Raw genomic sequence first — 14,718 nt, 5'->3', positions numbered from 1 at the left:
GTCTCTATCTAGGGCCAGCACGGTTTCGTTTCCATCCAAGTGTTCGTGATCGACCACGCGCGGTCCTCGTGTCCTGCTTCAGCAGGCACCAAATCCCAGGTCGTGGTTTGGTGATCAAGCACTTGGGGTAAGAAGTCGCGCACCTGGAGTAACGTCCTCTCCTGGTCGCTTGTGTTCGACTTTGTTCGATGTCCGGGGAGGTGGGCCGTGCCGGTGTCGGTGTTGGCCGAGGCGGACCTGCGGCTTGACGCGGGACCGATCGACTACGCGTTGCTCGTCATCTACTTCGTGGTGGTGCTCGGCATCGGCGTGATGGCGCGACGATCCGTCTCGTCCAGTCTCGACTTCCTGCTGTCCGGCCGGTCGTTGCCGGCGTGGGTCACCGGGCTCGCGTTCATCTCGGCGAACCTCGGCGCGCTCGAGCTGATGGGCATGACGGCGAACGGCGCGCAGTACGGCATGGCGACCGTGCACTACTACTGGATCGGCGCCATCCCCGCGATGGTGTTCCTCGGCCTGGTGATGATGCCGTTCTACTACGGCTCCAAGGTGCGCAGCGTTCCCGAGTTCATGCTCCGCCGGTTCGGCAAGCCGGCTCACCTGGTCAACGCCATCAGCTTCGCCGTCGCGCAGATCCTGATCGCGGGCATCAACCTGTTCGCGCTGGCGGTGATCATCGACGCGCTGCTCGGGTGGCCGTTGCCGGTGTCCATCGTCGTCGCGGCGCTGGTGGTGCTCGCGTACACGACGCTCGGTGGTCTGAGTGCGGCGATCTACAACGAGGTGCTGCAGTTCTTCGTCATCGTGGCCGCGCTGGCGCCGCTCACGATCGTCGGCCTGATCAAGGTCGGTGGCTGGCAGGGGATCGTCGAGAAGGTGACGGACCAGGAGCAGCTGAGCGCCTGGCCCGCGACGGAGCTCACCGGCATCGACAACCCGGTGTGGAGTGTCATCGGGCTGGTGTTCGGTCTTGGTTTCGTCCTGTCGTTCGGTTACTGGACGACGAACTTCGCCGAGGTGCAGCGGGCGATGTCGGCGAAGTCGATGTCGGCGGCCAAGCGCACGCCGATCATCGGCGCGTACCCGAAGGCGTTGATCCCGGCGATCATCATCATCCCCGGCATCATCGCCGCGGTGATCGTGCCGGAGATGGCGCAGCTCAAGGCGGGCGACACGAGCAGTGGCGTGGCCTACAACAACGTGCTGCCGCTGCTGATGCGCGATCTGCTGCCCAACGGCATCCTCGGCATCGCGATCACCGGTCTGCTGGCGAGCTTCATGGCCGGTGTCGCGGCGAACGTCAGCTCGTTCAACACCGTCTTCACGTACGACCTGTGGCAGGACTACATCAAGAAGGACCGGCCGGACGAGTACTACCTGCGGGTGGGACGTCTGGCCACGGTCGGTGCGTGCGTGCTCGCGATCGGCACGGCGTTCATCGCGGCGGCGCTCGGCGGATCCAACATCATGGACTACATCCAGGCGTTGTTCTCGTTCTTCAACGCACCGCTGTTCGCGACGTTCATCGTCGGCATGTTCTGGAAGCGGATGACGCCCACGGCCGGTTGGGTGGGTCTGCTCGCGGGCACGTTCACCGCGATGTTCATCTACGCGATCTCGGAGCCGTCGTTCGGCCTCAAGTGGCTGGAGCTGCCGGGGCAGGGCGCGAGCTTCCTGGGCGCGGGACTCGCGTTCGTGGTGGACGTCGTCGTGTCCGTCGGGGTCAGCCTCGTCACGCGGCCGAAGCCGGACAGCGAGCTCGTCGGGCTGGTCTACAGCCTGACGCCCAAGAAGGACAGGTCGCACTCCACCACCGGTGAGGACGCGGGCTGGTACCGCTCGCCCGCCCTGCTCGGTGGCGGAGTGCTGGCGCTGACGACCGTTCTCTACTTCATCTTCGGCTGAGGGAGGCCGCCATGAGGTTGTTCGACCTGCGACTGATCATCGCTTTCCTCTTCGGCCTGTACGGCGTCGTACTCGTCGTCATCGGGCTCGGGTTCACCACGGACGACGACCTGAAGAAGGCCGAAGGGGTCAACATCAACCTGTGGGCCGGCGTCGCCATGGTGGTGCTGGCGGCGGCGTTCGCCGCGTGGGCGACGTTGCGGCCTCAGTTCGCGGACACGGACAAGGAGCCGCTCAAGGAGCTATGACTGGGGACGACCTGGGTAAACGGGGTTGAAGGCCTCGATCGTCCACGCGTCGAGCCAGTTGAATGCGCGGCGAATTCGGTTGAACACGTCTCTCCTTCTCGTCGGGGTCTTCACCATCTACATCGCGTTGATCTTCTGAATCGTTCCCGTAGCCCTGCGTGACATGTGCCACGGGGTAACTCGGGGTACCGGCCACGAACGCGCGCAAAGGTCGCTACCGTGCACGTCGTGCCTCGTTTTCGTGCCACCGCCGTGGTCGCCGCCGCCGCGTTGCTGATGGCCGGTTGCGCGACCGGTCCCGGTCTCGCCAAGACCAACTCGCCGCGACGCACCGTGCAGGCGGGTGCGGACGCGCCGCCGGCCGATCCGTCGACCAAGCCGACCGCGCAGCCGAACAAGCCGGTCGAGCCGGCGTTCGCCGCGGAACGGCTGCGGCTGGTCAACCCGTGCGCGCTGATCGAGAAGGACGTGCTGCAGACGGTCGGCACGCCGTCGAAGTACTCCAGCAGCAGCTACACGCGTTGCTCGAACTACATGAAGGACAAGGCGGGCAAGACGCTCAACATCACGCTGGACATCGGCTACTCGCTGACCTCCAGTGAGGTGAAGAACGCGACCAAGCAGCTCGCCGGGCTGAAGAGCGGCGAGCAGAAGCTGACGAACTCGTGTGCCATCACGGTCGTGACGCAGGAGAACCCGGCGCAGGCCGCCAGGGTCTCGGTGAGCACCGGCAACGACGGCGGCGAGGCGTGCGAACCGGCGCGCAAGGTGCTCGAGGGCGCGGTCCGCAAGCTCAAGGGCAACCCGCAGAAGTACAACCCCTCCAAGGGGTCGCCGGTCGAGGTCGACCCGTGCACGATCGTGGACAAGGCGACGCTCGCGCCGCTGCTGGGCGCGTCGCCGCGGCAGCTCGCGTTCGGCCTGCACCAGTGCTCGTGGTCCGGGCAGAGCGCGCAGATGCAGATCGAGTTCAAGACGGCGCGCATCCCGAAGGACGGCAAGTTCGACAGCCAGTCCGTCGAGGTGGACCTCGGCAACGGGGTCAAGGGCTACCAGGCGTTCAAGGACGGTCCGTTCCCGACCTGCGAGCTGGTCGTCGTGCGCACGAAGGACGCCGGCGACGCCGGTGAGATCGTCGAGTTCCAGGTGGCGGCCTCGAAGGAGAAGGATCTCGACCGCTGCGCCGCTGCTCAGACGTTCGCCAAGGCCGTGCTGCCCAAGCTCCCCGCGGCGTGACAGACCAGGCGGGGGCTGAAAGTTCTTCGAGTACGCGTTAATGTCGAGGTTACTGGCGAGTACCTGGAGGGCCCCATGACGCAGACCGCTTCGGACAGCGCGCTGTCGGCCGATGGCGAGCAGCGGCGGTTCGCATCACTGGACCCGCGTACGGGCGAAGTCGTCGCGCACCACCCGATCCACACGGCGGCCGAGGTCGAGGACGCGGTGTCCTCGGCGCGCGAGGCCGCGGCGTGGTGGGCCGGCCTCGGCTTCGAAGGACGCAAGACGAAACTCGACGCGTGGCGCAGAGTCCTGTCGAAGCGCGCCGACGAGTTCATCACGCTGATCAGCGCGGAGACCGGCAAACCCGCCGACGACTCCCGCGTGGAGATCGCTCTGGTGATGGACCACCTGCACTGGGCGGCGCGGCACGCCGGGCGCGTGCTGGGCAAGCGCCGGGTGTCCTCGGGCATGCTGATGATCAACCACGGCGCGACGCTCGAGTACCGGCCGTTGGGCGTCATCGGCGTCATCGGGCCGTGGAACTACCCCGCGCACACGCCGATGGGTTCGATCTCGTACGCGCTGGCCGCCGGCAACGCCGTGGTGTTCAAGCCGTCCGAGTTCACGCCGGGTGTGGGCACGTTCCTCGCGTCGACGTTCGCCGAGGCGGTGCCGGAGTACCCGGTCTTCCAGGTCGTCACGGGCTTCGGTGAGACGGGCGCCGCGTTGTGCGCCGCGGGCGTCGACAAGATCGCGTTCACCGGCTCCACCCGGACCGGCAAGAAGGTCATGGCCGCGGCCGCCGCCTCGCTGACGCCGGTGCTGGTCGAGTGCGGCGGCAAGGACGCGCTGATCGTCGACTCTGACGCCGACCTGACCGCCGCCGCCGAGGCCGCGATCTGGGGCGCGGTGTCGAACGCCGGCCAGACGTGCGCGGGCGTGGAGCGGATCTACGTGGCCGAGGACGTCGCCGACGAGTTCATCGAGATCGTGGTGAAGCGGGCGAAGAAGCTCAAGCCGGGCGGCGAGCCGAGTGCGAACCTCGGGCCGATCACGATGCCGGCGCAGGTGGAGATCATCCGCGAGCACGTGCAGGACGCGCTGGATCGCGGCGGCAAGGCGCTGGTGGGCGGGCCGGAGTCGATCAGGCCGCCGTACGTCGAGCCGGTGGTGCTGACGGACGTGCCGGAGGACTCGCTGGCGGTCACCGAGGAGACCTTCGGGCCGACCGTGGTGATCAAGCGGGTGCCGAACGCGCTGGAGGGCGTGCGGCTCGCGAACCGGTCCAAGTACGGGCTGGGGGCCGCCGTGTTCTCGAAGGCGCGCGGTGAGGAGCTGGCGTCCGAGCTGCGGGTCGGCATGGTGTCGATCAACTCGGTGCTGACCTACGCGGCGATCCCCGGACTGCCGTTCGGTGGCGTCGGCGACTCCGGGTTCGGGCGCATCCACGGCGAGGACGGGCTGCGCGAGTTCGTCTACGCCAAGGCCGTGACGAAGCTGAAGTTCGCGTCGCTGATCGACATGGCGACGTTCGACAGGTCGTCGATGGCGGGCAAGCAGATGCTGCGGCTCGCGCGGATGCTCTTCGGCCGCTGAGCCATGGGGGGCACATTCATGGACGTGAGGTCCATGAATGTGCCCCCCATGGCTGCTGCTACGCGCCGACCTGCTTCTTGAGGTCGTCGAGGACCACGTTCGCGGCGAGCACGCCGAGGCCGAGGAAGTAGGTCTCGTCGAGCACCGGCTTGGCCTTGCCGGCCTTGACGGCGTTCAGGCCGCTCCACAACGGACCGCCGACGACCGAGGCCGTCGCGGTCTTGGCGGGGTCGCCGTAGGTGGAGTAGAGGACGAAGTCGCCGTCGGCCTTGCCGATCTGCTCCGCGCTCACCTCGGCGGCCAGGTCGTCGACCTGGGACGGGGACGGCTGCGGGATCTTGGCGTCGATCAGGATCGTGCCGATGAAAGACTTCTTGGCGTACAAGCGGATGCGGCCCGGCATGAAGCGCAGTGCGGTGACGGTCGGGCGCACGCCGAGCTTCTTCTCGATGGCGGTGCCGGTCTCGGTGGCCTTGTTCGTGTAGTCCTCGAGCATCTTGGCGGCGTCGGCCTGGCGGTCGAGCGCGGCCGCGTTGAGGAGGAAGTTCTCCTTCCACACGTAGCCGGGGCGCACCGAGAAGACCGTGGGGGCGATGGCGCTCAGCTTCGGGTAGAGGGCTTCCGCGCGCAGCTGCGAGCCCAGGATCAGGTCCGGGTTGAGCTTGGTGATGGCCTCGAGGTTGAGGTTGTTGGTCGTGCCGACGTTCTCCGGCGTGCCGCCCTTGTCGCCGATGTAGGAGGGCATCGTCGGCGAGCCGTCGGTGTAGGCGATGCCGACCGGCTTGATGCCGAGGGCGACGACGTTGTCGAGCTCGCCGGTGTCGAGCACGATCACCCGTTCGGGTTTCTTCTCGAGTTTGGTCTCACCCATCGCGTGCTTGATGGTGCGCGGGAACTCGCCGGGCTTCTGCGTCGTGCCGAACCCGTTGCTCAGTTCGTAGGCCTTGCCGAAGTCCTCTCCGCCTTGGGCGACGGTCGGTTTGTCCGGCGCGCTGGAACAGGCGGTCAGGGTCAGGGCGACTGCGACGAGCAGCGCTGCACTCTTCGACACGACGTTGTTCCTCCACTACGGAACGTGATGTTGACCTGCGGTTGTTAGGGCAGGCTAACGGTACCGGGGTCGTTTGCCCGTTCCGAGTGTCAGACCCCCGGAGTAAGAAGGAACACGGTCACCGCCGATCGGGAGGGCAGTTCGATGAAGAAGATCATCAACGATCCGGAAACCGTGGTGCAGGACGCGCTGCGGGGCATGCAGGCTGCCCACGCCGATCTGCTCTCCGTGCACTACGACCCCGCTGTGGTCACGCGCGCGGACGCCCCGGTGCGGGGCAAGGTCGCGATCATCTCGGGCGGTGGCGCGGGCCACGAGCCGTTGCACGGCGGGTTCGTCGGGCGCGGCATGCTCGACGCGGCCTGTCCTGGCGCGGTCTTCACCTCGCCCACGCCGGACCAGGTGCTCGACGCGGTCTCCCGCTGTGACGGCGGTGCGGGGGCGCTGCTGATCGTGAAGAACTACACCGGTGACGTGCTGAACTTCGAGACCGCGGGGGAGATGGCGGAGTCCGAGGTGCGCAGCGTCGTGATCGACGACGACGTGGCGGTGAAGGACTCGCTGTACACGGCCGGTAGGCGTGGCGTCGGCGGCACGGTGCTGCTGGAGAAGATCGTGGGCGCGGCGGCGGAGCGCGGCGACGATCTGGCGGCCTGCGAGGCGTTGGCGTTACGCGTGATCGCGTCGGTGCGGTCGATGGGTCTGGCGCTGACGTCGTGCACGGTGCCGCACGTCGGCTCGCCCTCGTTCGAGCTGGCCGACGACGAGATGGAGATCGGCATCGGCATCCACGGCGAGCCGGGCCGCCAGCGCGTGCCGGTCGGGTCCGCGTCGGAGATGGTCTCCGCGCTGCTCGATCCTGTTTTGGAGGATTTGCCGTTCTCTTCCGGCGACCGGGTGCTGCTGTTCACGAACTCGATGGGCGGAACTCCGTTGATCGAGCTGTACTTGGCGCACGGCATCGCGGAGCAGCTGTTGGCCGATCGGGGGATCACGGTGGAACGCAGGCTCGTCGGCCCGTACATCACCAGTCTGGAGATGCAGGGCATGAGTCTGACGCTGCTTCGGCTGGACGACGAGATGATCTCGTTGTGGGACGCGCCGGTGCACACGCCCGCACTGCGGTGGGGAGTCTGACGTGGGGTGCACGGCAGCTGACGTAGTAGCGGCCCTGCGCGCCGCCGCCGCCGTGATCCAGGAGCACCGCGACGAACTGGTGCGCCTGGACCAGGCGATCGGCGACGCCGACCACGGCGAGAACATGCGCCGCGGCTTCACCGCACTGCTGTCCCGTTTGGACACCGAGGAGCTCGCCACACCGGGCAAGGCGCTGAAGCTGGTGGCCACCACCCTGATCTCGACCGTGGGCGGCGCGGCCGGCCCGCTGTACGGCACCGCTTTCCTGCGCGCCTCGGCCGCCGTGGGCGACGCCGAGGAACTGGACTGCGAACTGGTGGGCCGTGCCCTGCAAGCCGCGCTGGACGGCGTGGTGGCGCGCGGCAAGGCCGTGGTGGGCGACAAAACCATGGTCGACGCCCTGACCCCAGCCGTGGCCGCCGCCGCCTCGGTGAACGGCTCGGTGGCCGCGGTGCTGTCAGCGGCAGCCGATGCGGCCGCGGAAGGCGCCGAGTCGACGGTGCCGATGGTGGCGCGCAAGGGCCGCGCCTCGTACCTGGGCGAGCGCAGCGCCGGCCACCTGGACCCGGGCGCCCGGTCGACCTTCCTGCTGTTGCGGGCCTTCGCGGATGCGGCGGCCAAGGCATGACGGCGGGCATCGGTCATCTTGTGGCCGCGACATGGCGTGCGACGCGCGACGCACTCCGCGCGTCTGGGCGGGATCGTGGCGTGCTGGGTCAGGGGTGCGGCGCGGCGGCGAGTGCTGCGTCCCTTGCGGGCGAGCCGACTCGGGGCGTGCTGGATGACGGTGTGGCAGGGGGAGCGGCATGACGGCGGCGTCGGACACCGGTCGAGTAGGGCTGGTCGTGGTCTCGCACAGCGACATGCTGGCGAACGGCGTCGCCGAACTGGCCGGCCAGATGGCACCCGAGGTCGCCGTGCTGCCCGTCGGCGGCACGGAGGAGGGAGGCCTGGGCACCGACTACGGCTCCGTGGTCGAAGCCCTCGCGGACGCGGACTCCGGCGCGGGTGTGGTCGTGCTGTACGACCTCGGTAGCGCCAAGATGACCGCGGAGATGGCCGTCGAGTCAGCGGACGACCCGTCCCGCTACTCCGTGGTCGACGCCCCGCTGGTGGAGGGCGCCGTGGCCGCTGCCGTTGCCGCGCAAGGAGGTGCGTCGCTCGCCGATGTCGCGGCCGCGGCCGAGGGTGCCTCGGGCGAGACGCCGGTCGCCGCGCCGAGCAGGCCGGCGTTGCACCTCGTGCCGGACGCGGTGTCGGCGGAAGTGTTGCTGACCAACGAGGTCGGCCTGCACGCTCGCCCCGCCGCGCTGCTCGCACGAACTGTTGCGGAGCTCGACGCCGACGTCGTCGTCCGGTACGGCGACGAGGAAGCGAACGCGGCGAGCGTGCTGGCGCTGATGGGTCTGAGCGCGCCGGGCGGCAAGACGATCACCGTCATAGCGACGGGAAAGGACGCCGGCGAGGCCGTGCGGCGGATCGAGGAGCTGGCGGAGAGGGGGTTCGACGACTGAGCCTCCGGCGCCGCGTCGTGAAGCAGCCGCAGAGTGCGTGGCTACCAGCGTGCCGGGCGAGATTCGTGACCCCATCGGCGCGGGAACGGCTTCGCGTGGGTGTGGCCGTCGGGCTGTTCTGCTCGCAGCGGCGACGACCGGCATGACGTGGCATCGTGCCGTTGACCCCGGCTGTGTCGGGTGCGGTGGTCCTCTGGTCGTGTGGGGTGCGGCGTTTCTCTGGCGGTGTCCAGCGCCGTGGCCCTCCCGCTGTGTGGCGTGCGGTGATCCTCTGGGCGGTGGCCAGCGCGGCGACCCGCCGCCGTCCGCAAGACCGCGACCGTCCCGCCACCCTCACCGCTGCGACTCCCCGGAGCGGTCATGCCGCACCCGCCATCGACCCCGGCCAGCGACACGGATGGCGCAACTTCGCGTTGGCCCGCACGGGTTGAGCAGGCGGAACGCGGGGTTCAGGCGTTTGCTAGACCGATAACTGTTTCGATCCCGATGGCGAAGCTCACGGCGCCCGTTCACGCTGGGAGTGGCATAGTCGCCCGCAAGTTACTCCTTGGTAGCCCACGCTTTACCCCGCAGGGAGGTCTGCAGTGGCGCGCGAAATCAACACCGTCGGAGTCGTCGGTTTCGGAACCATGGGCGCGGGCATCGTGGAGGTACTCGCGCGCACCGGGCTCGCGGTCAAGGTGGTGGAAGTCGACGCGGCCGGGATCGAGCGCGGGCTCGGGCACCTGGAGCACTCGACGCAGCGGGCCGTCAAGCGCGAGAAGCTCACCGAGGACGAGAAGGTGGCGCTGCACGGCAGGGTCACCACCAGCCTCGACCTGGCCAGCCTCGCTGACTGCGACCTGGTCGTCGAGGCGGTGCCGGAGAGCATCGAGCTCAAGACCGAGGTCTTCAAGAAGCTCGACCAGGTTCTCCAGCCCGAGGCGATCATCGCGTCGAACACCTCCAGCTTGTCGATCACCGAGATCGGTGTGGTCACCCGCAGGCCCGGCAAGGTCGTCGGCCTGCACTTCTTCAACCCCACGCAGGTCCTCAAGCTCGTCGAGGTCGTGCGCACGGTCGTCACGGAGCCGGACGTGATCACCGACGTGGTCGCGTTCGCCGAGCGGCTGGGCAAGTCGCCGGTCGTGATCGGTGACCGGGCTGGGTTCATCGCGAACGCGCTGTTGTTCCCGTATCTCAACCACGCGGTGAAGATGTTGGAGTCGCGGTACGCGACGCGCGAAGACCTCGACGCGGCCATGCGGTACGGCTGTGGGTACCCGATGGGGCCGTTGGCGCTGTTGGACCTCATCGGTCTCGACACCGCGTACGAAATCCTCGACACGATGTACCACCAGTCGCGCAACCGACTGCACGCGCCGGCGCCGCTGCTCAAGCAGATGATCACGGCCGGACTTCTCGGCAGGAAGACCGGGCGCGGTTTCTACACCTACGACGGGCCGGACTCGCCGGTCGTCGTCAAGGATGCGCAGACACCGTCCGAAGTGGACAGCGGTACGCAGGCTCGTGAGGTTCAGCGGGTCGGCGTCATCGGCACCGGGACCATGGCGACCGGCATCGCGGAGGTGTTCGCGAAGCGCGGGTACGACGTGGTGTTGCGCGCTCGCAGCCTCGACAAGGCCGAGACGGCGATCGGGGCGGTGCGCAAGTCGCTGGACCGCGCGGTGAGCAAGGGCAAGCTCTCCGAACAAGATCGAGACGCCACGCTGGCCCGGATTGCTCCCGCGGTGGAGTTCGTCGAACTGGCCGACTGCGACCTGGTCGTCGAGGCCGTCGCCGAGGAGATCGGGATCAAGAAGGAGGTCTTCGCGGCGCTCGACGAGGTGTGCAAGCCCGGTGCGGTGCTCGCGACGACCACGTCGTCGCTGCCGGTCATCGAGGTCGCGGCGGCCACGAGCCGGCCCGCGGACGTCGTGGGGCTGCACTTCTTCAACCCGGCGCAGGTCATGAAGCTGGTCGAGATCGTCGAGACGATCTCCACGGGCGCCGACGTGGTCGCGACGGCCCGCAAGATCTGCCTCGACCTCGGCAAGCACCCGGTGCACTGCGGCGACGTGGCCGGCTTCATCGTGAACGCGCTGCTCTTCCCGTACCTGAACGACGCGGTGAAGATGCTGGAGGCGCACTACGCCGAGGCCGACGACATCGACAACGCCATGAAGGTCGGCTGTGGTCTGCCGATGGGACCGTTCGCGCTGCTCGACGTCGTGGGCCTGGACGTGTCGCTGGCGATCCAGCGCACGCTCTACAACGAGTTCCGCGAGCCCGGTTTCGCACCGGCGCCGCTGCTGGAGCACCTGGTGACGGCCGGTCGCCTCGGCCGCAAGACGGGCAAGGGGTTCCGCGACTACTCGTGAGGTGCTAACAGGGGCACCATGTCGCATCTGGCATGGTGGTGGCATGCGGCGACTGGTGCTCCTGTTGGCTGTCCTCGTGCTCGCTTCCGGGTGTGCCCGGACGACCGTCGAGGGCACTCCGGCCGCGCAGGCGCCGCTCGACGCCGAGTCTCCGTTCGACAAGGAGAGCTCGACGGACCCGAGCGCCTCGGGGGAGCCTGATCCCGAGACCGCGCCGATCGACGGCGAGGTGCAGGGCGTCTGCGCGAAGCTCAAGTGGACGGACCTGCCGTACCCCGGCGCGAAGGCCGAGACGCCGCCCACCCAGATCAACTACGACTCGACGTTCGACCAGTCGTGCCGGTGGACGACGAAGATCGAGAACGTCGAGGTCGGCGTCTCCCTGCGGTTCCGCGAAGGCCGGCAGATCACGATCGAGCGCACGACCGGTGACTGGGACGTCAAGGGTCACAAGGTCAGCTACCTCGACCGCTCCAGCGAAGAGGGTGTCGAACCGACGTGCGTGCTCGTCGTGCCGTACGACGGCGGCGGGCTCGGCATCATCGTCATCGACTCGTCCGGTAAGTTCGGCACCGTCTGCGACCAGGGCCGCAAGGTCGCCGAGGTGCTGATCGACCGCGAGACGTCCTAGTAGCTACCCCGCGGTTCGCCAGAGCTTCAGCTTCTCCGGGTTCCGCACTGCCCAGATCCGGGTGATCCGGTCATCGGCGACCTCGAACGCCGCCACCGTCACCGCGACACCGTCCAGCGTTGCCACCAGGCCGAGCCTGCCGTTGACCGTCCTGTCGAGGACCATGAGATCCGGCGCCATCTCCGCGATGCCCACGACGTAGCGGGCGATGCGGTCGGCACCTTCCACGGGCTTCAGCGCCGCGCCGGCCAGACCGCCGCCGTCGGCGATCATGGTGGCCGCCGGGTCCAGCAGGGCCACCAAGGCCCCGATGTTCTTTGTTTCCCAGGCCTGCCTGAAGTTCCGCACCACCTCCGCCTGCCGCGCGGCCGGGGTCTCGTCGAGCTGTGCCGCGCGGATGCGCCGCCGCGCGGACGTGGCCAGCTGCCGGCACGCGGCCGGGCTGCGGCCGACGATGTCCGCCACCTCCGCGAACGGGTACCGGAAGACCTCGTGCAGCACGAAGCTCACCCGCTCCGCCGGGGTCATCTGCTCCAGCACCACCAGGAACGCCATCGTGACCGACTCGTCCAGGGTGACCCGGTCCGCCGGATCGGCCGCGCCACCCCATTCGTGGAGGTCCGGCAACGGCTCGGGCACCCACTCGCCCACGTAGCGCTCGCGCCGCACCCTGGCCGAGCCCAGCAGGTCCAGGCAGATCCGGCCGGCCACCTTCGTCAGCCAGCCGCCGGGCGACTTGACGGCTGCGCGCTGCTCCGATGACAGGGCGTACCAGCGCGCGCAGGTCTCCTGCAGCACGTCCTCGGCGTCGGCCAGTGATCCCAGCAGGCGGTAGGCCAGGTTCAGCAGCTGCCGCCGTTCGCTCACGATCACCTGCAAGCCGGGGTCGGTCACGGTCCCCGCCTCACAATCCCCAACGCTGTGTCGTCGGACAGTCATGGTCAAACTCCTGCACGCCACCGTCACCCTGCAGACCGCGCTCGTCTTCGTTCAGTCGATCACGGCGGGACTGATGATGGCGCTCCCGCACGGCCACGTCCTGCACAGCGCGGGCTCGTACACGTTGTGGTTCGTGACGGTCGCCCACGTCGTCGTCGCGGTGCTCGCGTGGCGGCGCAGCGGCGGATCACCCGAGCCCGTCTGGTCCGCGGCCGGCTTCCTGGCGCTGATCACCGCCCAGGTGTTCCTCGGCGTCTACCACGTCACGGCGCTGCACGTTCCTCTCGCCGCGGCCCTGCTCGTCGCCAGCCTGCTGTACCTCGTGCGGATCCGGCGGCTAGCCGCAGCACCCGCCACCGCAGCAACCGCCGCCGCCACCCGGTGACTGCTGCTGCGTGCCGCCGATACCGGCCATGGACAGCAGCTTCACCGTGTCGGGGTGGCCCTCGGGGCAGTTCGCCGGCGAGGACGACTCGCTCATCGGACGCTGCAGCTCGAAGGTGTCGTCACAGGTCCGGCAGCGGAACTCGTAGGTCGGCACGGCTCGATTCTACGAGCGGTTACCGTGTCGCCGTGCCACGTCGTAACAGCCCCAAGCCAGAAGACCCCCGGCCCGTAGGTGGCGGCGTCGGGTGGGCGCGTGCCGAGTCGGGCCCGGACGGCGACTACCTGGTCCGCGCCATCTCGGGTGCGCAGGCGCAGAAGACCTACCGCTGTCCCGGCTGCGACCACGAGATCCGGCCAGGCACGCCGCACGTCGTGGCGTGGCCCGCGGAGGAGACCGGTTCGGTCGAGGAACGCCGCCACTGGCACCAGGCCTGCTGGGACTCGCGCGGCCGCCGCGGCCCGACCTCGCGCCGCTGGTGAGCTAAAGCCCGACCTGCTCGCGCCACCGTTCCAGCCGGGCCCGGAACTCCTCCGGCTGCTCCACGGGCAACAGGTGTCCGGAGTCCTCGACGCGTTCGCTCGTCGCGTGCCGCAGCGTCACCGCGAGCTTCGCGGCGACGTCCGGAGGCGTGAGCTTGTCGTGTTCGCCCACGAGCACGAGCGACGGCACGTCCAACTTCTCCAGCACGTCCGTGGAGTCGGGCCGCTTCGCCATCGCGCGTTGCCACCAGGCGACGTCCTCGGCCTGTTGTTCCAGAATCATGGTGCGCACCAACGCCCGTGCGGTGTCCGACGCGTTCGGGCCGAGCAGGTTCGGCAGCAGCGCGTCCGGGAGCCACTCACCGACACCCTCGCGCTCCACCCGTTCCGCCATCGCGAGCCGCGTCTCGACGGCCTCCGGTGCGTCCGCGGTGTGCTTGGTGTCGACGAAAACCAGGCCCTTCACGCGTTCCGGCGCACGCCTGAGCAACGCCATCGCGACGTAGCCGCCCATTGAACAGCCGCCCAAGAGCACTTGGTCGAGGCCGCGCGCGTCGAGTTCGGCGAGAACCCGCGTCGCGACCGCGCCGAGGTCAGGCTCTCCGCTGCCCCGCAACGACGGCGTGAACGCGTCCGGCACGTCCCACATCCGCGCGTCGAGCGGAAAAGCGTGCAGCAGCACCAGATCGTTCATCGGTTCTCCCATTCCGGCGCCAGCACCGACCACACCTCCAGGTCCTGCCGAACCCCGCGGTACGGGTGGTACGAGCGCAGCACCCCGTCTCTGGTCATCCCGAGGCGCCGCGCGACCGCGATGCTGGGCGCGTTCTTCGACGACACCAGCCACTCAACCCGATGCACGCCGCGCTCGCGAATCGCCCAGTCGATGAGCAGCGTGGCGGCTTTCGTGATCAGGCCCTTGCCGGTCGCGGCCGGTTCCAGCCAGCAGCCGACCTCGGCCCGGCCCTGGGGCACGTTCAGGTCGCGCAACAGCACGCCGCCGACCAGCTTGTCGTCGAGCCAGATCCCGAGGATGCGCTGGGTGTCGTTGGCCGTGTTGTCGGCGTAGCGCTGCAAGAGGTTTCGCGCGCTCTCGAGGTCCTTCGCGGCGTCCGCGAACCCGATGTGCTCCCCGATGAAGTCCCGGCCGCGCTCCATGTGCGCGAAGAACTCCTCGGCCTGCCACGGTTCCAGCGGACGCAGCTCGGCGCCGTCGCCCAACGACCTCACGAACATCATTTCCCCCATG

Annotated in this window: 16 protein-coding genes; 11 read left to right on the top strand and 5 right to left on the bottom strand. The window is 68.7% G+C overall.

All coding sequences use genetic code 11. From position 1 onward, the window contains the following. The first annotated feature begins 213 nt into the window (after positions 1-213). The 4 genes from G7043_RS03260 (at position 214) to G7043_RS03245 (ending at position 4,970) form a co-directional block, all read left to right on the top strand. Complete coding sequence (locus G7043_RS03260; protein ID WP_166044913.1) at positions 214-1,905, top strand: sodium:solute symporter family protein; 1,692 nt, start codon at positions 214-216, stop codon at positions 1,903-1,905. Positions 1,906-1,916: 11 nt separating this feature from the next. Then, complete coding sequence (locus G7043_RS03255; RefSeq protein ID WP_166043676.1) at positions 1,917-2,153, top strand: hypothetical protein; 237 nt, start codon at positions 1,917-1,919, stop codon at positions 2,151-2,153. Positions 2,154-2,381: 228 nt separating this feature from the next. Next, the gene (locus G7043_RS03250; protein ID WP_166043674.1) at positions 2,382-3,389 is read left to right on the top strand and encodes a hypothetical protein; all 1,008 of its coding nucleotides are present in this window, start codon (positions 2,382-2,384) and stop codon (positions 3,387-3,389) included. Positions 3,390-3,464: 75 nt separating this feature from the next. Beyond that, positions 3,465-4,970, top strand: coding sequence for an aldehyde dehydrogenase family protein (locus G7043_RS03245; RefSeq protein WP_166043672.1), 1,506 nt, complete (start codon positions 3,465-3,467; stop codon positions 4,968-4,970). A gap of 58 nt (positions 4,971-5,028) precedes the next feature. Here G7043_RS03245 and G7043_RS03240 read toward each other — a convergent pair whose 3' ends face one another. Then, positions 5,029-6,021: an ABC transporter substrate-binding protein gene (locus tag G7043_RS03240; RefSeq protein WP_166043670.1), complete on the bottom strand. Its 993-nt coding sequence runs from the start codon at positions 6,019-6,021 to the stop codon at positions 5,029-5,031. Positions 6,022-6,165: 144 nt separating this feature from the next. Here G7043_RS03240 and dhaK point away from each other — a divergent pair, with 144 nt between their 5' ends. The 5 genes from dhaK to G7043_RS03215 all read left to right on the top strand — a co-directional run bounded on the left by dhaK (position 6,166) and on the right by G7043_RS03215 (position 11,663). Beyond that, positions 6,166-7,158, top strand: a complete 993-nt coding sequence (dhaK, locus tag G7043_RS03235; RefSeq protein WP_166043668.1) for a dihydroxyacetone kinase subunit DhaK — start codon at positions 6,166-6,168, stop codon at positions 7,156-7,158. 1 nt (position 7,159) lies between these two features. After that, positions 7,160-7,786, top strand: coding sequence for a dihydroxyacetone kinase subunit DhaL (gene dhaL, locus G7043_RS03230; protein WP_166043666.1), 627 nt, complete (start codon positions 7,160-7,162; stop codon positions 7,784-7,786). Positions 7,787-7,964: 178 nt separating this feature from the next. Next, positions 7,965-8,672, top strand: coding sequence for a dihydroxyacetone kinase phosphoryl donor subunit DhaM (gene dhaM, locus G7043_RS03225; RefSeq protein ID WP_166043664.1), 708 nt, complete (start codon positions 7,965-7,967; stop codon positions 8,670-8,672). Positions 8,673-9,256: 584 nt separating this feature from the next. Further along, entirely contained in the window at positions 9,257-11,032 is a 1,776-nt protein-coding gene (locus tag G7043_RS03220; protein ID WP_166043662.1) for a 3-hydroxyacyl-CoA dehydrogenase family protein, read from the top strand. 43 nt (positions 11,033-11,075) lie between these two features. Continuing rightward, positions 11,076-11,663, top strand: a complete 588-nt coding sequence (locus G7043_RS03215) for a DUF3558 domain-containing protein (protein WP_166043660.1) — start codon at positions 11,076-11,078, stop codon at positions 11,661-11,663. Positions 11,664-11,666: 3 nt separating this feature from the next. Here G7043_RS03215 and sigJ read toward each other — a convergent pair whose 3' ends face one another. Continuing rightward, on the bottom strand, positions 11,667-12,602 hold the full coding sequence (sigJ, locus tag G7043_RS03210) for an RNA polymerase sigma factor SigJ (protein ID WP_166043658.1): 936 nt from the start codon (positions 12,600-12,602) through the stop codon (positions 11,667-11,669). Here sigJ and G7043_RS03205 point away from each other — a divergent pair. Further along, a complete protein-coding gene (locus G7043_RS03205) occupies positions 12,601-12,987 on the top strand; it encodes a hypothetical protein (protein ID WP_166043656.1) in 387 nt (128 codons plus the stop codon). The genes sigJ and G7043_RS03205 overlap by 2 nt on opposite strands. Here G7043_RS03205 and G7043_RS03200 read toward each other — a convergent pair. After that, the gene (locus G7043_RS03200; protein ID WP_166043653.1) at positions 12,940-13,143 is read right to left on the bottom strand and encodes an FmdB family zinc ribbon protein; all 204 of its coding nucleotides are present in this window, start codon (positions 13,141-13,143) and stop codon (positions 12,940-12,942) included. The genes G7043_RS03205 and G7043_RS03200 overlap by 48 nt on opposite strands. A 32-nt stretch (positions 13,144-13,175) precedes the next feature. Between G7043_RS03200 and G7043_RS03195 the strand changes: the two genes are divergently transcribed. After that, positions 13,176-13,469, top strand: coding sequence for a hypothetical protein (locus G7043_RS03195; protein WP_166043652.1), 294 nt, complete (start codon positions 13,176-13,178; stop codon positions 13,467-13,469). Position 13,470: 1 nt separating this feature from the next. Here the strand turns inward: G7043_RS03195 and G7043_RS03190 are convergent, their stop codons facing one another. Together G7043_RS03190 and G7043_RS03185 are read right to left on the bottom strand one after the other, a co-directional pair. Beyond that, positions 13,471-14,163, bottom strand: a complete 693-nt coding sequence (locus G7043_RS03190) for an alpha/beta fold hydrolase (RefSeq protein WP_166043650.1) — start codon at positions 14,161-14,163, stop codon at positions 13,471-13,473. Beyond that, positions 14,160-14,708: a GNAT family N-acetyltransferase gene (locus G7043_RS03185; protein WP_242641828.1), complete on the bottom strand. Its 549-nt coding sequence runs from the start codon at positions 14,706-14,708 to the stop codon at positions 14,160-14,162. The genes G7043_RS03190 and G7043_RS03185 overlap by 4 nt, the downstream gene beginning before the upstream one ends. Positions 14,709-14,718 lie beyond the last annotated feature (10 nt).

The organism is Lentzea alba, assembly GCF_011067745.1.
In the GTDB taxonomy this organism is placed as follows: Bacteria; Actinomycetota; Actinomycetes; order Mycobacteriales; family Pseudonocardiaceae; genus Lentzea; species Lentzea alba.
This window is presented reverse-complemented; position numbering and strand designations above follow the sequence as displayed.